The sequence below is a fragment of the Bacteroides graminisolvens DSM 19988 = JCM 15093 genome (assembly GCF_000428125.1).
GTDB lineage: Bacteria > Bacteroidota > Bacteroidia > Bacteroidales > Bacteroidaceae > Bacteroides > Bacteroides graminisolvens.
Genome location: NZ_ATZI01000014.1, coordinates 1 through 21,324 on the forward strand (window position 1 = coordinate 1; position 21,324 = coordinate 21,324).

The following is a 21,324-nucleotide window of genomic DNA, read 5'->3' on the forward strand; positions in this document are numbered from 1 at the left end:
TACCACCTGCGTTTCTTTATATAAAGGATACAGCTCCGTCCACGCATGGGATAATCATGCATACGAACTTCCTCATAGAACCCTTTGCTTTCAAGCTTATCCTGTTGATATTCTTCAGGAGGATTATTTTTCTCCTCAAAATAGATTTCAACTTTATCGGCAAGTTCATTGAAACGAACCATGTTGAAGTAATCAAACATGCCATCGGGAAAGATAAAACGAAGGAAGATATCGTAATTCATAAGTTTTTGGGCCAAAGATAAAGATTATCAATCAAAGCCCCTCAGGATTTCGGTATGATCCTTCGGAAAGCCAGCTATGTATAACATTTCATTGATAGTTGACGGTAGTGAAAAACAGATCGAATCGTGGAAGGCAACATGTAGTGCATTACTAATTCTCAAAAAAACTACCACTAGCACTTTATCTGCCGGTTTATCATTAAATTATGATGCAACCGCATTAGCGCCCGTAATCCCTATATTAAGCTGGCAACAAAAATTAAGCAGAAAATGGAGTTTGATAGCTATATTACCGCAACGAATTTCTTTATTAAATGACACGGGCAAAAACGGTAGAATCTCATTATCAAGCGAACTCAGAACAAATCAATTTTATCTTTACCCCGAAAAAGAAAAATATAAAGACAGTTATAACTACAGAGAAATACTTATCCAGTCGGGAATAACCTATGAACACAATTTCCAACCCGTTATTGTATATATAAAAACCGGCATAACTCAAATGATAAATTCCAAAATAGTTGAAACCGGGAAGAAAATGAGTGAACACATATTATCTTTTAATCAGGACCCTGCATTTTTTCTTAGTATTGGTATATCACTTAATCCTTAAAACCATCATAACATGAATAACGTCGTAGACTTACATACCCTGAGCCACCAAATACACAGAGAAAACATATTAAATCTTAAAAGCCACTTTTTTGTACAATTTCGATATAAGATGTTTCTCATAAATTCTATACATAAGGCAATTAAAGCTAATAAAAAACAGAAATTTAGCAGTAAAAGTAATTTTAAGGAATTTGAGAACGAGCATCATTTTAATAAAAAATCATTTATACTTAGTTTCGACCTATTCATAAAAAACAGTATGGAAGACCATTTGGCATGCGCTATTATTTGCTTGCTACATTGGGCTGGAAACAAACACCTCAACTTAATTAATATAAATCCACTGTTTTTAAATAGTTCTATAGCCCTTGAGACACAGAGTTACATGCAAAAATCATCCTTCTCGCAAGAATTAGATTACGCATTAAATATCTTTTTATGCAAATCAGAAAGTCTACAAGAAAAAATAAGAAACACAATTATATGTTTGTTAGTTATATCTTATAAAAATAACATTGACATTTCATGGCACATACGTACCCGAATAAAATATGAGCAATTAACTTAAATAGGTAATACTATTTAGTTCTTTATCACCTCATTATATCTGCCCCAGACCTGTGATTTACTTATAAGTCCTTTACTTGCCTTTATTTCCAGTTTTCCATTTGTAAGGAGGTTAGCCTTACAATTCACCGTTTTATTTCCTTTTATAATGTGTATAATACCATTATTATAAGCTCCCTCACCAGCAGAAACTAGTTGCGTAATTTGCTTCCGACCAATTACATCCGAATTCTCAGCTTTCCGAATAATAGCATCATACGCTGAACCATTCTTCACAAATTCAATGATGCGAGTTTTGTCCTCGTTAATCCATTTGCCTAAAATCTTATCACCGGAAACTTGGGCAGAGACTTTTACGCCTATTAGTATTATGACCAAAGCAAAAAATAATCTTTTCATATTTTCTATGTTTACTTGTTTGAAAACAAATATAGAATGAAAAAACGGTTCAAAAAAGTCATTTCTGTGTGAAATGGACATATTGGCAGTTCAACTGCCCTACTCATCCACATTCGCTATCTTAACTCAAATCTTAGTTAAAATTTCGAATTTAAACTGCAAATATCACATTATTCGTATCTTTGAGCCATGTTAAAGGAGTACACCATTAAAGATATATGCCCTGCGTTATCTAAGCAGGTATTAAATTACGTTTGTCCGCTTGAAAAAATAGATCAAATCGGTTTAGCATGGCCCCATAAACGAAATTTTTATTCCATCACCTGGTTCACGGAAGGAAATGGAACAGCCATTATTGACTTCGCAGAATATTCCATTCAACCCAACAGAATATTCCTTACCTCACCGGAGCAAATACACAACCGCCTGTATAGCAATGACGCAAAAGGCTACGTACTTATGTTCGACAAAGCAGTAGCTGCGCAGCTGGGAATAGCCGTTCATTCACCCTATATAGACCTCAGCTGCGAGAAAACTCCGTTATTAAAACTGGTCATTGAGAATATGATTAATAAAAACGTAACTTCAGGCATTGAGATTGACCTATCTTATTTTTATTCCCTCATCTCAGAAGATATTCATGAAGTTGAAACCGATCATAAGGAAAAAAGCACCCTGCTGAGTCAATTTAAAGAACTGATTCTTTCCAAAAACATCAAGTTTCAATCAATGGAACAATACGCCAACAGCCTGCAAGTATCACTGGCCTCCCTCAACGATCTATGTCACAAGTTTGCAGGAAGCTCCGCCAAGCAATTTCTTCTGGAACTTAAAATAGCCGAAGCCAAACGCCTTTTAGTGTACAGTCAATTGAGCGTCAGCACCATTGCCTACCACCTCGGCTTTGAAGACCCCTCTTACTTTTCGCGTATATTCAAGAAAAAAGTCATCCTCTCCCCTTCTGTCTTTCTGGAAAAATTTCGCCAATAAGCATTAAAACGCCAGAAAGTACCTATAATAGGCAAAAAAGTCCTACTTGTGTTCATGCTCCAACTACTACCTTTATGCCATAATTGTGAGACATATTTCAAGTATGATGAAATCGTTTTTTATTGGAAATTTAGAAGTTAAACTCCCCATAGTACAAGGTGGAATGGGAGTTGGAGTATCTCTTTCGGGGCTGGCATCGGCCGTTGCAAATGAAGGAGGAGTAGGAGTTATATCGTGTGCCGGATTAGGATTAATCCACAAAGGACACGGTGATTTTCTCCAAAATTGCATTTGGGGTTTGCAAGAAGAGTTGCGCATAGCCCGAGAAAAGACCACAGGAATAATCGGAGTCAACATCATGGTAGCCCTATCAAACTTTGCAGATATGGCACGCACTGCCATAGCCGAGAAAGCAGATATAATCTTTGCCGGCGCCGGGCTGCCACTAGACTTGCCCCTTTACAAAACCGCCGACAGTGAAACCAAATTAGTACCTATCGTATCGTCGGCCCGTGCCGCCAAAGTAATCTGCGAAAAATGGTACCTAAATTATAACTACCTGCCCGATGCCATAGTGGTAGAAGGCCCTAAAGCCGGCGGTCACCTCGGATTTAAAAAAGATCAAATCTTCAACGAATCATTTTCACTGGAAGAAATCCTACCCGGAGTCATTGAAATAGCAAATTCATACAAGGAAATCAAACAGATACCCGTTATTGCAGCCGGAGGCATATCAACCGGAAGTGACATCTCTCGCCTGATCAATCTTGGAGTTTCGGGCGTACAAATGGGATCCATCTTCGTTACCACTTACGAATGTGATGCTGCCGATGCGTTCAAACAAGCATACATTTCAGCCAAGAAAGAAGACATACAAATTATAAACAGCCCTGTAGGTATGCCGGGCCGCGCCATTAACAGTGCGTTTATGGAAAGAGTATGTGCAGGATTGGAAACTCCCAAAAATTGCCCTGTGCACTGCATTAAGACCTGCGATTACACCAAAAGTCCTTACTGCATTATACGAGCATTGTACAACGCCTACAAGGGCGACATGCAAAAAGGATATACTTTTGCCGGTGCAAACGCTTATTTAGCTAAAAAGATAAGCAGCGTCAAAGAGATTGTGTCAATTCTAAAAGCAGAGTTTAATGTTGCAAATGCATAACTAAAAAAATACGGACTGATTGAACAGCCCGTATTTTTTTATACACTTTATAAGATTAAATCTGTACTCTTAGGAAAGCTACTCTTTTTTCACCACAAAATAAACTTTTCCCTCACTGCATCGTCGTGAAATAACACCAATGCGGGTGAGCAAACGACCAAAGTGCACAATCTTACCGGTGCTGAGGCGCAAGGCACTCTTGCGGCGAATGTGTTCCAATATGCCCACGGCAAGCAACCACTCGCCTTCTTCGTTCTTATTGGCGGGACGAAAATATTGCTGAAACAATTCTTCCAAGGGTGATACTTCCTGAAAATCTTGGTTGTGTGTGGTAACAAGTTGCTCTTCTTCGCGGTCAAACCAATAGCGTTCACCACCATAAATGGCGGCAAGGGCCTGCGAATAGAGCTGTTCGTAGTGTATGGGGCGACTCAAATCAATCACATCCGTCACTTCGATGCAGATGAAACGACGGCTACCCGATGTGTCGGTCAGCAGGTCTTTGTGGTTGCTGGTACCAATAAAAGAGGCGTAGCGACGAAGTTCCTGCACGCTGCGACCGTGGGGGCGACGGGTTTTCACCACCGGTGCCTGGAGTATGTGCTTCAAAAAGGCTTGCTGGTTGGTGGTAATTTGATCGAACTCGTCAATATTAATCAAGCCAAAGCGATTCAAAAACAGTTCGGCATCACGCTTACGCCCGAAATCAATGCTGTCTGTGTAATATTGTCTCAACTCGGGAGGCATGATGGACAAGCAAAAAGTCGACTTCTTGGACCCTTGCGGACCAACCAACAAGGGCGATGTGCTATTTGCGTGAGTATTGCTATACCCTCTCCAATGGGCTACCATGCTGAGAAACCAACGGTAAAACAAGTCGCGCCAGAAAGGGTTGTTGCAGGGAACAGCATCGGCCAGCTCGCGAATGCGGTCGCGTCCGTCCCACCGGGGTAGGTCGCAAAGGTATTCTTCTATGGGCTTAAACACAGGTACAGCATCCGAGTACAAGTAGCGTTTCACATCCCTGTCCCACACTTTGAGTCCTTCTTTCATCGCATTAAAAGCAATGCTGTTGAGCACACGCTCCGTTATAGGCTTGAAACTGAAACAAAAGGTGTTTCGTTCGCGATACTCCACTTCGCCCATCTGGTTGTTGTAACGCAATTCGTACCGTCTTTTCATAAACTCTTCGGTGGCTATGGCCAGCGCCATCTCGGGGTTGATGCAGGGTTTGCTGCCAAAAGGGGTACGGGCAATCTCATACGTATTGCGCAGCGTGGTGCGTATCAGCAATTCTTGTTCTTCCTCTCTGTAATGGTAGTAAGTCCACCGCACGGCATCGTCTTCGGGTATGCCCGAGTTATAACAATTCGTGCCTAGGCGAACCAGCAAAGCTTTGAACTCCTCCTCTCCTTCCTCGCTGCTCTGTCCTTTCAGTGCATCACTCAGTGCGTTGTCAAACAATAGCGAAAGGGTATGATAACTGCTGTAACCCGGCAGCATGCGCTTCATCGGCTCCGGTTCCGAGGTCACGGCTTCTTTGTAACTCAATTCGGCAGGCATCTCCAGCGGTTGCTGCAACACCAACGGCTGAGCCTGAGGCGAGTAGAACGGTTCGGCATCGAACGTGAAGCGGCAGGCTCTGTCAATCACCGGCTCTTTCATTTCGATTGGGAAGCTCAGCATAGGCTGATAGATGCGGTATGCCTGTCGGTAAGCGTGGGCGTGAAACAGTTCCATGTCACGCCGGGTATCGGGCAAACTGCCGTCGGGCCGTTGAAAACGCACCCATATCTTCACACTTCGTCCGCTCGACCCGGTAAAGGCCAGCAATGTCTGAGGCAAATCGGCCACGGTTTGTTTCACCATGCGTGCTTCGTGCTCGCCCGCCAGATCATTGACTTCGAGCTGCACCACTCCGTTGTAACCGGTTTGTTGAATAACGCCCTTGACTTTTCGATAAGTCGCGGCAGGAATTATTTGTGGAATCTTTTGCACGCAAAACGCTTGTTCACCTTTTCGGGCGTACTTCAGTTCGTATCGCATGTCATCTATCAAGTCCTTGGATTTCTTTTCACAGAGAAGCTGAACAAGTTCGTCCAGCATCAGTACACGACAAGTCTTAGTTTTGCCGTTGTCTTTTATATGTGTTATCTTCAAACGGTATATTTTTAAGGTCAATCAACGTGATTTTTCCGGCCATAAAGATACACATTTCTCTTCACAAAAACCAAACAAATAATTTAATATTCTCTAGTTTGGCCGATTTTTAGTCCTTAGTTTGGCCGACTTACATTATCGAATTTGGCTAAGAAGCTCTACGCTAAGCAAATTGGCTAGGCAAACTAAGCCATTTCCTTTTTATATACAGTTCGTCCCCGCTACCTGTGACGAATGTCCCCGCATGCGGGGCTATGAGTCACCGCATGCGGGGACGAATGGAACGGGTATGCGTGACGAACTAGTTGTCGGCAGAAAAGGGCTTAGTATCCGGTAAGTTTAGAACAACTTTATTCAAAAACGAATCAACGCAAAAACACATCGAAGCAACCAAGTATATGCCTTAAACGAAGAACTATGAGGTCATAACAAGGACTTTTTTCATCAAAAACACTCGAAATAGGCGAAACATCGTCGCTTTTTTAGTTAAATTGGAGTTAATGAATCTATAGACTTAGTTAAAAGTGATAGATAGTGAGGGTAAAACTGTTAATTTAGTGGTAGACATTTTTTACTATCACTCCTCTGCATAGCCTATTGACAAGGGATTTCAAGTAGGTTAGTGAGGGTAAGTGAGGGTAAACCACATTTTTTTTCTCTGGGAGGAAGGTCGTATAAACGTGCAAGCAGAAAATGTCTCGTTTTTACAATGGCACAAACAATCAATGTTTTATATTCGTGGCGCCAAGTTACACATAATTGTCGGGCAATGTAAATAAATCATAAAAAAAGAGGGCGGAGTGTGATTTATCAGAAGTTAAATACGACAAACGGAACAAAGAGAAACAGAAAGCCGTTAACCAAGGCAAAAAAAAATTAATATTACGCGTTAAGAAGTTACAAGTTATACTTTATTATGCTACATTTGCACGCAAAAACTAGTATATATAAAAAAGTTTTCTTTAAATTATTAAATCATGAATAGGATAGCATGTTAACTTTATGGGGTATTTTGAAAACACAAAAACAAAACATACGTTATTAATATTAGTCCAGAATTATACAATACACTTAAGAAAGTATGAAAACGAAAATTAACCGTTCCCTTACTAGCAGAGCATGGCAACTAGCCGTTTTTGCTCTTAGTATCTCACTCGCTTCCTGCGGAAACAAACAGCAGGGTGGCATGGAAGGGCAGTTGGAGTATGCAGTACGCACACTGCAAACCACCAATACTGAACTGCAAAGTTCGTATCCGGCTGCCATCGAAGGTAAACAGGACATCGAAATCAGACCGCAAGTTGGCGGTTTCATTACGAAACTTGGCGTTGACGAAGGTGATGTGGTCCGCAAAGGACAAACTCTCTTTGTAATTGATCCCGTACAATACAAAGCAGCTGTTCAGCAGGCCGAGGCTTCTGTGAAAGTAGCACAGGCGGCTGTGGCTACAGCAGTACTCACCGCTAAGAATAAGAAGGATTTGTTTGATCAGAAAATCATAGGAAGCTATGAACTGCAAATGGCAGAGAATAATCGAATCACGGCAGAAGCAAACTTGAGTCAGGCGAAAGCTCAACTCATTACAGCACGTCAAAACTTATCATACACCAACGTAACCAGTCCGTCGAACGGGGTGGTGGGTACTATCCCTTATCGTGTAGGTAGTTTGGTTAGTTCAAGCATTGCTACTCCGCTCACAACGGTATCTAACATCGATGAGATGTTTGTGTACTTCTCCATGACGGAAAAACAGTTGCTGGAGATGTCTCGCCAAAACGGTACGACTGCCAATGTACTAAAGAGTTTCCCGGCTGTACAACTGAAACTAGCCGACGGATCGGTGTACACTGAAACCGGTAAAATTGAAACGGTAAGTGGGGTGATCGATCAGTCAACCGGATCGGTTCGCTTGCGTGCTACATTCAAAAACCCTAATCACTTACTGAAAAGCGGTGGATCGGGTTCTGTGGTTATTCCTTATAAATCAGACAATGTGATCTTGATTCCGCAAACGGCTACCGTTGAGGTGCAAGATAAGAAGTATGTTTATGTAGTAAAAGCCGATAACAAGGTGGCCAGCACGATGATTGAGGTGGCTCAGCTCGATAACGGAGCCGACTACTTGGTGACTGCCGGACTGAAAGCCGGCGACCGCATTGTGGTGGAAGGTATTGCTTCGTTGCAAGACGGTATGCAGATTAAACCGATTACAGAAGCTGAATCGGCAGCCAAACAGGAACAGGCGGTTCACATGAGTGCCGGACTGGCCGGAAAGAAGAAATAAGCGTCACTGCTAGTAAACGAATTAATTAGTTAAGACAGAATCATGAAATTAGATAAATTCATTAACCGCCCGGTGCTTTCCACGGTTATCTCTATCCTGATAGTGATACTGGGTGTCTTGGGATTGTTTTCCCTGCCCGTAACACAATATCCGGATATTGCACCGCCTACCATTCAGGTAAGTACCAGTTACCCTGGCGCCGATGCACAGACTGTGCTCAATAGTGTGATTGCTCCGCTGGAAGAGGCCATAAACGGTGTGGAAAACATGACGTACATGACTTCCAGTGCAACAAATAGTGGTGGTGCTACCATTACCATTTACTTTAAGCAGGGTTCGGACCCCGATATGGCTGCCGTCAATGTGCAGAACCGTGTATCGTCGGCTACCAACTTGTTACCGGCCGAGGTCGTAAAGGTGGGTGTAACTACCGAAAAACGCCAGAGCAGTATGTTGGTGATCTTCTCTGTTCACGGCACAGACGGCCGTTACAGTGAGGAGTTCTTGCAAAACTATACAAACATCAACATCTTACCGCAGATTAAACGTATCTCGGGTGTGGGTAGTGCACAGGCTTTCGGTGCCAAGACGTATTCAATGCGTATTTGGTTGAAACCGGATGTGATGAAGCAGTATAAACTGGTTCCGAGCGACGTAACAGCTGCATTGGCCGAACAGAACATTGAGGCGGCTCCGGGGCAGTTTGGTGAAAGTGGCAACCAGTCCTTTCAATATGTAATGCGTTACAAAGGTCGTTTGCAGGAAACAAGCGAATTTGAGAATATTGTTATCCGGGCTACCGAAAACGGTGAGGTGTTACGTCTGAAAGATGTGGCGCGTGTGGAACTGGGTGGCCTTAGCTACTCGGTAGAAACATTCTCGCAAGGTACGCCGGGTGTGGTTTGTGCCGTGTATCAAACAGCGGGATCAAACGCTACTCAGATTGTAAAAGATGTACAGCAAACACTTGAGGAGGCTTCGAAGAGTTTTCCTCCGGGTGTGACGTATGATGAGATGATGAACAGTAACGACTTCTTGTATGCTTCAATTCACGAGGTAATTAAGACGTTGATCGAGGCATTTATCTTGGTGTTCATCGTGGTATATATTTTCTTGCAGGACTTCCGCTCTACACTGGTTCCGGCTATTGCTGTTCCGGTATCATTGGTGGGTACGTTCTTCTTCCTTTCGATATTTGGTTTCAGCATCAACTTGCTGACGCTCTTCGCTCTGGTGCTGGCCATAGCCATTGTGGTGGATGATGCCATCGTGGTGGTGGAAGCCGTGCATGCCAAGCTCGACGAGGGGTATAAGTCGGCCCGACTGGCGTCTATCGATGCCATGAGTGAAATTGGCGGTGCTATCGTTTCTATTACGCTGGTTATGGCGGCCGTGTTTATTCCGGTTACGTTCATGGGGGGTACTTCGGGTGTGTTCTACACGCAGTTTGGTGTGACGCTGGCTATCGCCATCGTGATTTCGGCTGTCAACGCCTTGACGTTGAGTCCGGCTCTTTGTGCTATCTTACTGAAACCGCATCAGGAAGGTCACGGCGAGAAGAAACTTAGTCGCATAGATCGTTTCCACAAAGCATTCAACGCGGCTTATGATGTAACGTTGAATAAATATAAAAACGGGGTTCAGTTCTTTATCAAACGCAAATGGCTTTCACTGGGTACATTCGTGGTAGCTACATTGCTGCTGGGATTCCTGATGATGAAAACGCGTACCGGACTGGTTCCTAACGAGGATACAGGTACGTTCTTTATCACTGTCAGTTTGCCTCCCGGTACTTCGCTGGAGAAAACTCAGGTAGTCATGAATCAGGTTGATAAGATGCTGGAAATGAATCCGCTGGTGAAGTTCCGTTCTCAGATATCGGGTTACAGCTTCTTGGCCGGACAAGGTAGTTCATACGGTACCATCATCTGTCGTCTCAAACCGTGGGAAGAGCGTGAGGAGAAAGGACAGGATGTAAACTCAGTCATCGGACTGATGTATGCACAGGTTAGCACCATCAAAGATGCGCAGATTCTGATCTTTGCTCCACCTATGATTCCGGGATTCAGTATAACTAACGGATTCGAGTTCAACTTGCAGGATAAAACCGGTGGTGATATCAATAAGTTCTTCGGCATTGCGCAGGGATTCTTGGCCAAGCTGACCGAAAGACCTGAAATTGCTGCTGCTCAAAGTACGTTTGACCCTCGCTTCCCTCAATACATGATTGACGTGGATGTGGCTAAGTGTAAACGGGCAGGTATCAGTCCGGCCGATGTGATGACCACCTTGCAGGGGTATTACGGTGGATTGTATGCATCGAACTTCAACCGTTTCGGTAAGTTGTATCGTGTCATGATTCAGGCGGATGCCAACTATCGTATAAGTCCCGAGTCACTGAACAATATCTATTTGCGCAACGGTAGTGAAATGGCTCCTGTCAGTGAGTACATCACCATGAAGAAAATATACGGTCCGCAAAACATCAGCCGTTTCAACATGTTTACCTCCATGGGTGTGAATGGTTCTCCGGCTCCCGGATACAGTTCGGGTGATGCCATCAAGGCGATTCAAGAGGTGGCTGCCCAGACACTACCTGCCGGCTATGGCTATGAGTTTGCCGGACTGACCCGTTCGGAACAGAGTTCCAGCAACTCTACGGCTGTGATCTTCTTGTTGTGTATCATGTTCGTATACTTCATCTTGAGTGCGCAGTACGAAAGTTACATTCTGCCGCTGACGGTGATCTTGTCACTGCCCTTCGGTTTGGCCGGTACGTTTATCTTTGCCAACATGATGGGTGTGGAGAACAATATCTATTTGCAGATTGCGTTGATCATGCTGATCGGGTTGCTTGCCAAGAATGCCATTCTGATTACCGAGTTCGCTCTGGAGCGAAGGAAAACGGGTATGGCTATCACCTGGAGTGCCATCTTGGCGGCTGCAGCTCGTTTGCGACCCATCTTGATGACTTCGTTCGCCATGATTATCGGTTTGCTGCCGCTGATGTTTGCATCGGGGGTTGGTGCTAACGGTAACAGCTCGCTCGGTACAGGTGCTGTAGGCGGTATGTTAATTGGTATGATTTGCCAGATTTTCATCGTTCCCGCACTCTTTGTCATCTTCCAGTCTATTCAGGAGAAGATTAAGCCGTTGCATTGGGAAGGTGCCAACCAACAGGTGATCAAGGCAGAGCTTGAGCAGTATACTAATCTACATAAGGATAAAAAGAAATGAAAAAACAGATATTATTAATGGTGTGTGCAACTGCTCTGCTGAGCAGCTGCCGCATCTACTCATCGTATGATCGTCCGGATGTTACCACAAGCGGTTTGTACCGCGATACAGCGTCGGTAAATGACACGCTGGCGGTGACCGACACGACCAACATGGGCAACTTGCCGTGGACGGAGGTATTCACCGACCCGAAGCTGCAAGCGCTCATTCAGAAGGGTTTGGAGAATAACACCGATCTGTTGTCGGCTTCACTGAAGGTGAAACAGGCGGAAGCGATGTTAACTTCGGCACGGTTGTCATTCCTGCCTTCGTTCGCACTCACTCCGCAAGGTACGGTAAGCAGCTTTGATCATGCCAAAGCAACACAGACGTACCAACTGCCTGTAAGTGCCAGCTGGGAGGTTGATTTATTCGGTAAGTTACTGAACGCTGAAAGAAGCAAGAAGGCATTGTTGTTGCAAAGCAAGGCTTATCAACAGGCGGTAAAAACACGTGTTATAGCCAGCATTGCCAATACGTATTATACGTTGCTGATGCTCGACAAGCAATTGGAGATCAGCTTGGAAACTGCGGAAGCGTGGAAGCAGAGCGTGGAAACAACCCGTAAGCTGATGACGATTGGTAGTGCCAACGAATCGGCCGTGTCTTCCACTGAAGCAAACTATTTGAGTGTGCAGGCTTCGCTGGCGGAATTGCGCCGACAGATTCGTGAAACGGAAAATTCATTGTCGCTCTTACTGGGTCAGGTTCCGCAAACGGTTGACCGCGGTCGTATTGACGAGCAGGAGTTACCCGCTCATCTGGCAACAGGTGTACCGGTGCAGCTATTGGCTAACCGTCCGGATGTGAAGCAGAGCGAAATGTCTTTGGCTTCGGCGTACTACGTAACCAACCAGGCTTATTCGGCCTTCTACCCCAGCCTCACCATTACAGGTGCGTTGGGTTGGACCAACAATGCAGGGGCGGCTATTCTAAACCCGGGAAAGATGATTGCTTCCGCTGTGGGTTCGCTTACGCAACCGCTGTTCAACAAGGGTCAGCTCATCGCTAACCTGAAAGTGGCAAAGGCTCAGCAGGAAGAGGCGTTATTGGCATTCCAGTATTCGTTGCTCAATGCGGGTAGCGAGGTAAGCAATGCGCTGGTACTCTACAACTCGTCGACCGAGAAAAGCCGATTGGAAGCTGATCAGGTTCGCTCGCTGGAAAGAGTGGTAAACTATACGCAACAGTTGTTCAACTTAGGTTCGGCCAGCTACCTGGAGGTGCTTACCGCACAGAAGTCGCTACTGGGTGCTCAGCTGTCAAAGGTATCGGATGATTTCTACCGCATGCAGGCGGTGGTAAACCTTTACTATGCACTGGGAGGAGGAAGATAATGTGGAACCGTTTAAACAAGGATAGATTATGATTAGTCCGCAAGCATTCGTTGACCCGAGCGCAAAGATCGGGAAGAACGTAGAGATATATCCGTTTGCCTACATTGAAAAGGATGTGGAGATAGGCGATAACTGTGTGATCATGCCATTCGTGAGCGTGCTCAAAGGTACGAAGATGGGATCGGGCAACCGTGTGTTTCAAAACACGGTGCTGGGGGCTTTGCCGCAAGATTTCAACTTCACCGGTGATGAGTCGGAGCTGATTATAGGCAACGACAACACCATCCGCGAAAATGTGGTGATTAACCGTGCCACGTTCAAGGGTGATGCCACGGTACTGGGTAACAAGAACACGCTGTTCGAAGGGGTGCACATTTCGCACGACAGCAAGATTGCCGATCATTGTGTGTTTGGTTACGGTGTGAAGGTATCGGGCAACAGTGTGATTGATTCCCATGCTATCATCGGCAGCTCGGCGGTGGTACAGGGAGCACACGTGGCTCAGTGGAGTATGGTCCGAGGCGGTTGCCGTTTCGACAAGGATATTCCTCCTTACATCATCGTATCGGGTAACCCCACGCATTATTATGACATCAACAGCATTGTGCTGACCAAAAACAATTTCCCTGAGAAAATTCAAAAGCACATAGCCACGGCTTACCGCTTGATTTATCACGGAAATACAAGTACTTTCGATGCGTTGATGCGTATTCATGATCAGGTTCCCATGAGCCCGGAGATAGAAAACATCATCAACTTCGTGCGTGAATCGGAAGAAAATAACAACGGTATCTTGAAATAAAGAAGAACCGGACTTCAAGGCGGTGCCGACTGATGCTTCTACTGAGGCAGCTGTTGGCACTGCTTTTTTTATGTGGCCTCTGTGTAAGTGGAATATTTATTGTATTTTTGCGCTCTGAATTTGGAAAAGAATTAAAATGGGATTGGAAAAAGGTATCTTCAAAAGAACGGAATTGTTATTGGGCGACGAGGTAATGGATCGCATCGCCAACGTGAAAGTGATCATTTTCGGCGTGGGTGGGGTTGGAAGCTGGTGTGCGGAAAGCCTTGTCAGATCGGGAGTAAGCAAACTGACACTGGTAGATTCCGACCGGATATGTGTTACCAACGTAAACCGTCAGCTCATGGCTACCACCAAAACAGTGGGGCAGGTCAAAGTGGAGGCGTTAAAAGAACGGTTACTCGACATAAACCCTCAAGCAGAGATTCGTGCTTTGCAGCAGATTTACAGCGAAGAAACGGCCGACTCGTTTGAACTGGATACGTATGATTACATTGTAGATGCCATTGACAGTTTGGAAAACAAGGTTCATCTCATTCGTACGGCGACTCGTACACCGGCGCGGTTCGTCTCTTCGATGGGGGCTGCATTGAAAATGGATCCGACCAAGATAAATGTAGCTGAATTCTGGAAAGTGAAGGGTTGTCCGCTAGCGGCTGCGTTGCGCAGGCGACTGAAAAAAGGGGAAAAGCCGGCCAAAAAGTTCTTGTGCGTGTATAGCGAGGAATTGCTCGAAAACAAAGGAGGCAACAGTGCCTGCGGAACTGCAGCCTGCCTCTGTCCGAAGACAAAAAACGGTCCCGGTGATCCGGAGCTGGTCAATCACGAATGGTGCAGCAAAAAGGCACGCATCAACGGAACGGTGGCTCACACCACCGCCATTTTTGGTTTTACACTGGCCGGTCTTATCATGGAAGATATTTATGCTTCCTTCTGCTGATCCATTTTGGTCAGCATATTCTCGAGAGTGGTCTTAAATTCCTGATACTCTTCCAGCGTAAGCGATACACAAGAACCGAGTTTAGCCGGTATCGGTCTGGCTTTCTCTCGGAGTTCGCTGCCTGCCTGGGTGAGTTTCACACGAACGGAACGCTCATCTTCTTTAGAGCGTTTGCGTTTGACTAGTTTCAATCCTTCCAGTCTTTTAATAAGAGGAGAAATAGTGCCGGTATCCAGCTTTAGCCGTTCGCAAACAGCAGAGATGCTAAGGTTGTCTTCCTCCCACAAAACCAGCATAACCAGGTATTGCGGATAAGTAAGTCCCAGTTCCGCCAGCAAAGGGCGGTACCGGGCATTAATTTCTCTGTCCAATCGGTAAACCAAAAAGCAGAGTTGATTGGATAGGAGTAGTTCTTCGTATGCCATAAGTCTTTTTATTTAATCAACAGATGAAGCCAGAAATCGTTCAATATCTGCCTCCAATGAGCCTGGATCTGTTGTCGGTGAAAAGCGGAGAACTCGTTTACCACTGCGGTCAACCAGGAATTTCGTAAAATTCCACTTCACAGCCGAAAAGATAAAACCGGGTGCTTTCTTCTTCAGAAAACGAAAAACGGGATTGGCATCCTTACCGTTCACATCACTCTTTGCCATCAGAGGAAAAGTGACTCCGTAATTCAATTCACAAAATGCAGCTATCTCGCTGTCATTCCCTGCCTCTTGTTTGGCAAACTGATTGCAGGGAAAGCCAATTACCACCAGTCCTTTGTCTTTATACTTTTGATGCAACGCCTCCAACGCTTTGTATTGGGGAGTAAAACCACACTTACTGGCTGTGTTGACAATCAGCATCACCTGATTCTTGTACTGAGAGAAATCGACTTCTCCGCCTTTGTTATCGGTTGCTTTTAAATCGAAAATTGTTGCTTCCATATAAGTTGTTTTATAATTAATGGTGCAAAATTATATTGCACACAATATAAAAACAAAATTTTATGGTTAATAAATCTAATCTGAAAGAAAGCGGGTAATAAAAAAAAAATCGGGTACATTTGCCACACAAAGTAAAACGTATTATAATTTGATATAGATACCAAATCATTATGAGTAAGAAATTCAATCCGGAGACCTTGTGTGTTCAGGCGGGATGGACGCCTAAAAAAGGTGAGCCGCGTGTGTTGCCCATCTATCAGAGTACGACATTCAAATATGACACCAGCGAACAAATGGCCCGACTTTTCGACTTGGAGGAGAGCGGCTATTTTTATACTCGCTTACAGAACCCTACAAACGATGCTGTTGCTGCTAAAATAGCTGCGTTGGAAGGTGGTGTGGCGGCCATGCTTACGGCAAGCGGACAAGCGGCCAACTTCTACGCTATCTTTAACATTTGTCAGGCGGGCGATCATTTTGTGTGTTCATCATCCATTTACGGTGGCACGTTTAACTTGTTTGCCGTTACACTCAAGAAACTGGGTATTGAGGTTACGTTTGTGAGCCCCGATGCTCCGGATGAGGAGATTGAGAAAGCTTTTCAGGCTAACACGAAAGCGTTGTTCGGCGAAAGCATCTCTAACCCTTCTTTAGAGGTACTTGATATTGAAAAGTTTGCCCGCATTGCACACAAGCAAGGAGTGCCGCTCATTGTTGACAATACCTTCCCTACTCCCATCAACTGCCGTCCGTTCGAATGGGGAGCAGATATCGTGGTGCATTCAACCACCAAATACATGGACGGACATGCCACATCGGTTGGCGGCTGCATAGTAGATAGTGGTAACTTTGACTGGGATGCGCATGCCGATAAATTCCCCGGCCTTTGTACTCCCGACGAATCTTATCACGGATTAACTTATTCAAAAGCTTTCGGTAAGATGGCTTACATAACCAAAGCTACCGCACAATTAATGCGTGATTTGGGAAGTACTCAAAGTCCGCAAAATGCATTCTTGCTAAACATCGGATTGGAAACGTTGCATCTTCGTATGCCTCAACATTGTAAAAATGCACTCGCCGTTGCTACCTATCTGCATAACAATGATAAGGTGGCTTGGGTTAATTATTGCGGCCTGCCCGATAACAAGTATTACGAACTAGCACAAAAATACATGCCCAATGGTTCATGCGGGGTAATCTCTTTCGGCTTAAAAGGTGGTCGGGAAGTGTCCATTCGTTTTATGGATGCCCTACAACTAGTAGCCATCGTTACACATGTGGCCGACGCACGAACCTGCGTACTGCATCCGGCCAGTCACACGCACCGCCAGCTCACCGATGAACAGTTATTGGAAGCTGGAGTCCGACCCGATCTCATCCGTTTGTCGGTTGGTATAGAGAATGCCGATGATATCATAACAGATATCGAACAAGCATTAGAACAGATTTAAGTCCTTCGAAAGGATAGATACATAGTATATAAGGACAGGGCTAAATAATTTAATAAAATTTAGCCCTGTTTGCATTTAAATTAAAGCGAAATAAGGCAAAATAAAAACAATTCATCGCATTATTTGCTAAATTTGCGGGTAGATACTAATTTAAGCAATTATATTGGAATATGGCAAAAATTACAAAAGAAGCAGCCTTGCTTTACCACTCTCAAGGCAAACCCGGAAAGATTGAGGTTGTACCTACCAAACCTTACAGTACACAAACAGACTTATCACTGGCTTACTCTCCGGGTGTGGCTGAACCCTGTCTGGAAATAGAAAAGAATCCTCAGGATGCGTACAAATACACAGCTAAAGGAAATCTGGTCGCGGTTATCTCTAATGGTACAGCCGTACTGGGTTTGGGCGATATTGGCGCACTGAGCGGTAAGCCTGTAATGGAAGGAAAAGGATTGCTTTTTAAAATTTATGCCGGTATTGATGTATTCGACATTGAAATAGAAGAGAAAGATCCCGATAAATTCATTGAGGCTGTTAAAGCCATCGCTCCCACCTTTGGTGGTATCAATCTGGAAGATATAAAAGCACCGGAATGTTTCGAAATTGAAAGAAGACTTAAAGAAGAGCTGGACATACCGGTGATGCACGATGACCAGCATGGCACGGCTATCATATCGAGTGCCGGACTGATCAACGCTCTGCAAGTAGCCAACAAAAAGATTGAGGATGTGAAGATCGTAGTGAATGGTGCGGGTGCTTCGGCTGTTTCCTGCACCAAACTTTATGTTTCACTCGGAGCTCGTCTGGAAAATATCGTCATGGTGGATAGCAAAGGTGTAATCAGCAAGAATCGCACCGATCTGAATGAGCAAAAACGGTATTTTGCTACAAACAGAACAGATATACACACGTTGGAAGAGGCTATAAAAGGTGCCGATGTATTTTTGGGCCTTTCAAGAGGCAATGTGTTGTCTCAGGATATGGTAAGAAGCATGGCTGCATCTCCCATTGTGTTTGCACTGGCCAATCCGGTTCCTGAAATATCTTACGAAGATGCCATGGCATCACGTCCCGACGTGCTGATGTCAACCGGCCGTTCCGACTATCCTAATCAGATTAACAATGTAATTGGATTCCCTTATATTTTCCGTGGTGCTCTGGATACTCAAGCTTCCGCTATCAATGAGGAGATGAAAATTGCTGCCGTCCACGCCATTGCGAACCTCGCCAAACAGCCGGTACCTGATGTGGTAAATGCTGCATACCATGTGAATAACCTGACTTTCGGTCCGGAGTACTTCATTCCCAAACCGGTTGATCCCCGACTGATAACAGAAGTATCTATGGCTGTGGCTAAAGCCGCCATGCAATCGGGTGTAGCACGCAAACAGATTGAAGACTGGGATGCTTACAAACTGCGTTTACGCGAGTTGATGGGTTATGAATCAAAGCTAACCCGCCAGCTATACGAAACAGCACGCCAAAACCCTCAAAGGGTGGTATTTGCAGAAGGTGGTCACCCAAACATGTTGAAAGCTGCCGTTGAAGCCAAGGCGGAAGGTATTTGTCATCCCGTTTTGTTAGGTAACGACGAAAAGATAGAGAAGTTGGCCAAAGAACTTGATTTGAACCTGGAAGGTATTGAGATTGTGAATTTGCGACACGACCGTGAAACGGAGCGCCGCGAACGTTACGCTCACATATTAGCCGAGAAGCGCGCTCGCGAAGGTGCTACTTACGATGAAGCTAACGATAAGATGTTTGAGCGAAACTATTTCGGTATGATGATGGTGGAAACGGGTGATGCCGATGCTATGATAACCGGCTTGTACACCAAGTATACCAACACGATAAAGGTGGCAAAAGAAGTAATCGGAATCAGGTCTGAATATAAACACTTCGGCACCATGCACATCCTGAACTCAAAAAAGGGAACGTACTTCTTGGCCGACACGCTGATTAACCGCCATCCCGACACGGACACACTCATCGATGTAGCCAAACTGGCAGAGCACACCGTGCGGTTCTTCAACCATACTCCCATAATGGCTATGCTTTCTTATTCGAACTTTGGTTCCGACCAGGCGGGCAGTCCGGCAAAAGTGCACGAAGCAGTTTCCTTTATGCACAAAAATTATCCTGAATTAGCCATAGATGGAGAAATGCAGGTTAACTTTGCCATGAACACGGAATTAAGAGACGCTAAATATCCGTTTACACGTTTGAAAGGTAAGGATGTAAATACGCTGATATTCCCGAACCTAAGTTCTGCGAATTCCGGTTATAAACTCATTCAGGCAATGACGGACACCGAACTCATTGGCCCTATTCAGATGGGGTTGAATAAACCGATTCATTTCACAGATATTGAAAGCTCGGTTCGTGACATAGTGAACATTACTGCAGTTGCAGTGATTGATGCCTTAGTTGATAAGAAAAAAGCCAGTATCAAATGAAACGTAAATTGTCCAAAACACAAATAGTATGCATTATCCTTTTATGGGTGGCATTGTGTTACCTGGTTTTGGTTAATGCAAAGCAAATTGATGGACCAACGATTGTTATGTTACTCATATCGGGTGGATTCGTCTTTATTCCGGTTTACAAGTCTCTAAAGAAAGGATAAATAGTATCTATTTTATAACTTAAAGGCGATTAAATGTACTAATTGACATTTAATCGCCTATTTTATTTATAAATTGTTTGAGAAAACATTTTTTATATCTATTTTTGCAACCGCTAACTAATTTACAACAACCAACAAAAGATTTATTCTAATGAATGCAGCTAAAGTTTTAGACACTCTGAAGCTTCGTTTTCCGAACGAACCAGAGTACCACCAGGCAGTTGAAGAAGTTCTGGCTACCATCGAAGAAGAGTACAACAAGCACCCTGAGTTTGACAAAGCGAATCTGATTGAGCGTTTGTGCATACCCGACAGAGTATACCAGTTCAGAGTTACTTGGGTAGACGACAAAGGTAACGTGCAAACAAACATGGGTTACCGTGTGCAGCACAACAATGCGATTGGTCCGTACAAAGGCGGAATCCGCTTCCATAGCTCGGTTAACTTGTCAATCTTGAAGTTCCTGGCTTTTGAACAAACATTCAAAAACTCGTTGACTACTCTACCTATGGGTGGTGGTAAAGGGGGATCTGATTTCTCTCCACGTGGTAAATCGAACGGAGAAGTGATGCGTTTCATACAATCGTTCATGCTTGAACTTTGGCGCCACATTGGTCCTGAAACTGACGTACCTGCCGGTGACATCGGTGTTGGCGGACGCGAAGTGGGTTTCATGTTCGGTATGTATAAAAAACTCACTCGTGAATTTACAGGTACTTTCACTGGTAAAGGTCGTGAGTTCGGTGGTTCATTGATCCGTCCCGAAGCTACCGGATACGGTAACATCTACTTCCTGATGGAAATGCTGAAAATGAAAGGAACTGATTTGAAAGGTAAAGTTTGTACTATTTCGGGTTCAGGTAACGTAGCTCAGTATACTGCTGAAAAAGTATTGGAACTGGGTGGTAAGGTAGTCACAATGTCTGACTCTGACGGATACATCTATGATCCGGCCGGAATTGACAAAGAAAAACTGGACTACATCATGGAATTAAAGAATGTATACCGTGGACGTATCCGCGAGTATGCCGACAAATATGGTTGTAAATATGTGGAAGGAGCTAAACCTTGGGGTGAAAAGTGCGATATCGCTCTTCCTTCGGCAACTCAGAATGAGTTAAACGGCGATCATGCACGCGAACTGGTAGCCAACGGATGTATGGCTGTAAGTGAAGGTGCCAACATGCCTTCTACTCCTGAAGCTATCAAAGTATTCCAAGATGCTAAGATATTATATGCTCCGGGTAAAGCAGCCAATGCTGGTGGAGTATCGGTTTCTGGTCTTGAAATGACTCAGAACTCCATCAAACTTAGCTGGAGCGAAAAAGAAGTGGATGACAAACTGAAAGATATCATGAAAAGCATTCACGAAGCTTGTGTTCAATATGGTACTGAAGCCGACGGATACGTTAACTACGTAAAAGGTGCTAACGTGGCAGGCTTTATGAAAGTAGCGAAAGCTATGATGGCACAAGGTATTTTATAATCTTCTCTCTCTCTTATAAAAATGAAAGAGGCCGGCCCTTTAG

Annotated in this window: 17 protein-coding genes; 12 read left to right on the plus strand and 5 right to left on the minus strand. The window is 44.4% G+C overall.

What is annotated here, in order from left to right:
- A partial coding sequence (locus tag C511_RS0109865) for an ISAon1 family transposase N-terminal region protein (RefSeq protein ID WP_034782169.1) occupies window positions 1–242 on the minus strand: 242 nt, incomplete at its 3' end.
- 76 nt (window positions 243–318) lie between these two features.
- On the opposite strand from C511_RS0109865, the gene C511_RS0109870 reads away from it, so the two are divergent.
- Window positions 319–855, plus strand: coding sequence for a DUF6268 family outer membrane beta-barrel protein (locus C511_RS0109870; RefSeq protein WP_027318096.1), 537 nt, complete (start codon window positions 319–321; stop codon window positions 853–855).
- A 584-nt stretch (window positions 856–1,439) separates the two neighbouring features.
- Here the strand turns inward: C511_RS0109870 and C511_RS0109880 are convergent.
- On the minus strand, window positions 1,440–1,823 hold the full coding sequence (locus tag C511_RS0109880; RefSeq protein ID WP_024996850.1) for a DUF2147 domain-containing protein: 384 nt from the start codon (window positions 1,821–1,823) through the stop codon (window positions 1,440–1,442).
- 189 nt (window positions 1,824–2,012) lie between these two features.
- Here C511_RS0109880 and C511_RS0109885 point away from each other — a divergent pair, with 189 nt between their 5' ends.
- Together C511_RS0109885 and C511_RS0109890 are read left to right on the plus strand one after the other, a co-directional pair.
- A complete protein-coding gene (locus C511_RS0109885; protein WP_027318097.1) occupies window positions 2,013–2,813 on the plus strand; it encodes an AraC family transcriptional regulator in 801 nt (266 codons plus the stop codon).
- Window positions 2,814–2,919: 106 nt separating this feature from the next.
- On the plus strand, window positions 2,920–3,981 hold the full coding sequence (locus C511_RS0109890) for an NAD(P)H-dependent flavin oxidoreductase (RefSeq protein ID WP_024996848.1): 1,062 nt from the start codon (window positions 2,920–2,922) through the stop codon (window positions 3,979–3,981).
- A 78-nt stretch (window positions 3,982–4,059) separates the two neighbouring features.
- On the opposite strand, the gene C511_RS0109895 is transcribed toward C511_RS0109890, so the two are convergent.
- Window positions 4,060–6,141, minus strand: a complete 2,082-nt coding sequence (locus C511_RS0109895) for a BT4734/BF3469 family protein (protein ID WP_024996847.1) — start codon at window positions 6,139–6,141, stop codon at window positions 4,060–4,062.
- A gap of 1,081 nt (window positions 6,142–7,222) precedes the next feature.
- Here C511_RS0109895 and C511_RS16630 point away from each other — a divergent pair.
- The 5 genes from C511_RS16630 (at window position 7,223) to C511_RS0109920 (ending at window position 14,780) form a co-directional block, all read left to right on the plus strand.
- The gene (locus C511_RS16630; protein WP_024996846.1) at window positions 7,223–8,425 is read left to right on the plus strand and encodes an efflux RND transporter periplasmic adaptor subunit; all 1,203 of its coding nucleotides are present in this window, start codon (window positions 7,223–7,225) and stop codon (window positions 8,423–8,425) included.
- Window positions 8,426–8,467: 42 nt separating this feature from the next.
- The gene (locus C511_RS0109905) at window positions 8,468–11,662 is read left to right on the plus strand and encodes an efflux RND transporter permease subunit (RefSeq protein WP_027318098.1); all 3,195 of its coding nucleotides are present in this window, start codon (window positions 8,468–8,470) and stop codon (window positions 11,660–11,662) included.
- Entirely contained in the window at window positions 11,659–13,038 is a 1,380-nt protein-coding gene (locus C511_RS0109910) for an efflux transporter outer membrane subunit (protein ID WP_024996845.1), read from the plus strand. Before C511_RS0109905 ends, C511_RS0109910 begins: the two co-directional genes overlap by 4 nt.
- Window positions 13,039–13,066: 28 nt before the next feature.
- Window positions 13,067–13,840: an acyl-ACP--UDP-N-acetylglucosamine O-acyltransferase gene (lpxA, locus tag C511_RS0109915; protein ID WP_027318099.1), complete on the plus strand. Its 774-nt coding sequence runs from the start codon at window positions 13,067–13,069 to the stop codon at window positions 13,838–13,840.
- A gap of 136 nt (window positions 13,841–13,976) precedes the next feature.
- Window positions 13,977–14,780 (plus strand): tRNA threonylcarbamoyladenosine dehydratase, encoded by an 804-nt coding sequence (locus C511_RS0109920; RefSeq protein WP_024996844.1) that lies wholly within the window; start codon window positions 13,977–13,979, stop codon window positions 14,778–14,780.
- Here C511_RS0109920 and C511_RS0109925 read toward each other — a convergent pair.
- On the minus strand, window positions 14,762–15,205 hold the full coding sequence (locus C511_RS0109925) for a MarR family winged helix-turn-helix transcriptional regulator (protein WP_024996843.1): 444 nt from the start codon (window positions 15,203–15,205) through the stop codon (window positions 14,762–14,764). The genes C511_RS0109920 and C511_RS0109925 overlap by 19 nt on opposite strands.
- Before the next feature lie 12 nt (window positions 15,206–15,217).
- Window positions 15,218–15,712 carry a glutathione peroxidase gene (locus C511_RS0109930; protein WP_024996842.1) on the minus strand — a complete coding sequence of 165 codons (495 nt, stop codon included), beginning with the start codon at window positions 15,710–15,712 and terminating at the stop codon, window positions 15,218–15,220.
- A 170-nt stretch (window positions 15,713–15,882) separates the two neighbouring features.
- Between C511_RS0109930 and C511_RS0109935 the strand changes: the two genes are divergently transcribed.
- The 4 genes from C511_RS0109935 to C511_RS0109950 all read left to right on the plus strand — a co-directional run bounded on the left by C511_RS0109935 (window position 15,883) and on the right by C511_RS0109950 (window position 21,281).
- On the plus strand, window positions 15,883–17,166 hold the full coding sequence (locus C511_RS0109935; protein ID WP_024996841.1) for an O-acetylhomoserine aminocarboxypropyltransferase/cysteine synthase family protein: 1,284 nt from the start codon (window positions 15,883–15,885) through the stop codon (window positions 17,164–17,166).
- 170 nt (window positions 17,167–17,336) lie between these two features.
- Window positions 17,337–19,625, plus strand: coding sequence for an NADP-dependent malic enzyme (locus C511_RS0109940; RefSeq protein WP_024996840.1), 2,289 nt, complete (start codon window positions 17,337–17,339; stop codon window positions 19,623–19,625).
- On the plus strand, window positions 19,622–19,795 hold the full coding sequence (locus C511_RS18145; protein WP_148297737.1) for a hypothetical protein: 174 nt from the start codon (window positions 19,622–19,624) through the stop codon (window positions 19,793–19,795). Before C511_RS0109940 ends, C511_RS18145 begins: the two co-directional genes overlap by 4 nt.
- A gap of 151 nt (window positions 19,796–19,946) precedes the next feature.
- Window positions 19,947–21,281, plus strand: a complete 1,335-nt coding sequence (locus C511_RS0109950; RefSeq protein ID WP_024996839.1) for an NADP-specific glutamate dehydrogenase — start codon at window positions 19,947–19,949, stop codon at window positions 21,279–21,281.
- Window positions 21,282–21,324 lie beyond the last annotated feature (43 nt).

Excerpts from the sequence above, each read along its gene's own strand:
- C511_RS0109870 (WP_027318096.1), top strand. The coding sequence starts at position 319 with ATGTATAACATTTCATTGATAGTTGACGGTAGTGAAAAACAGATCGAA.
- C511_RS0109880 (WP_024996850.1), bottom strand. The coding sequence starts at position 1,823 with ATGAAAAGATTATTTTTTGCTTTGGTCATAATACTAATAGGCGTAAAA.
- C511_RS0109885 (WP_027318097.1), top strand. The coding sequence starts at position 2,013 with ATGTTAAAGGAGTACACCATTAAAGATATATGCCCTGCGTTATCTAAG.
- C511_RS0109890 (WP_024996848.1), top strand. The coding sequence starts at position 2,920 with ATGAAATCGTTTTTTATTGGAAATTTAGAAGTTAAACTCCCCATAGTA.
- C511_RS16630 (WP_024996846.1), top strand. The coding sequence starts at position 7,223 with ATGAAAACGAAAATTAACCGTTCCCTTACTAGCAGAGCATGGCAACTA.
- C511_RS0109905 (WP_027318098.1), top strand. The coding sequence starts at position 8,468 with ATGAAATTAGATAAATTCATTAACCGCCCGGTGCTTTCCACGGTTATC.
- C511_RS0109910 (WP_024996845.1), top strand. The coding sequence starts at position 11,659 with ATGAAAAAACAGATATTATTAATGGTGTGTGCAACTGCTCTGCTGAGC.
- lpxA (WP_027318099.1), top strand. The coding sequence starts at position 13,067 with ATGATTAGTCCGCAAGCATTCGTTGACCCGAGCGCAAAGATCGGGAAG.
- C511_RS0109920 (WP_024996844.1), top strand. The coding sequence starts at position 13,977 with ATGGGATTGGAAAAAGGTATCTTCAAAAGAACGGAATTGTTATTGGGC.
- C511_RS0109925 (WP_024996843.1), bottom strand. The coding sequence starts at position 15,205 with ATGGCATACGAAGAACTACTCCTATCCAATCAACTCTGCTTTTTGGTT.
- C511_RS0109930 (WP_024996842.1), bottom strand. The coding sequence starts at position 15,712 with ATGGAAGCAACAATTTTCGATTTAAAAGCAACCGATAACAAAGGCGGA.
- C511_RS0109935 (WP_024996841.1), top strand. The coding sequence starts at position 15,883 with ATGAGTAAGAAATTCAATCCGGAGACCTTGTGTGTTCAGGCGGGATGG.
- C511_RS0109940 (WP_024996840.1), top strand. The coding sequence starts at position 17,337 with ATGGCAAAAATTACAAAAGAAGCAGCCTTGCTTTACCACTCTCAAGGC.
- C511_RS18145 (WP_148297737.1), top strand. The coding sequence starts at position 19,622 with ATGAAACGTAAATTGTCCAAAACACAAATAGTATGCATTATCCTTTTA.
- C511_RS0109950 (WP_024996839.1), top strand. The coding sequence starts at position 19,947 with ATGAATGCAGCTAAAGTTTTAGACACTCTGAAGCTTCGTTTTCCGAAC.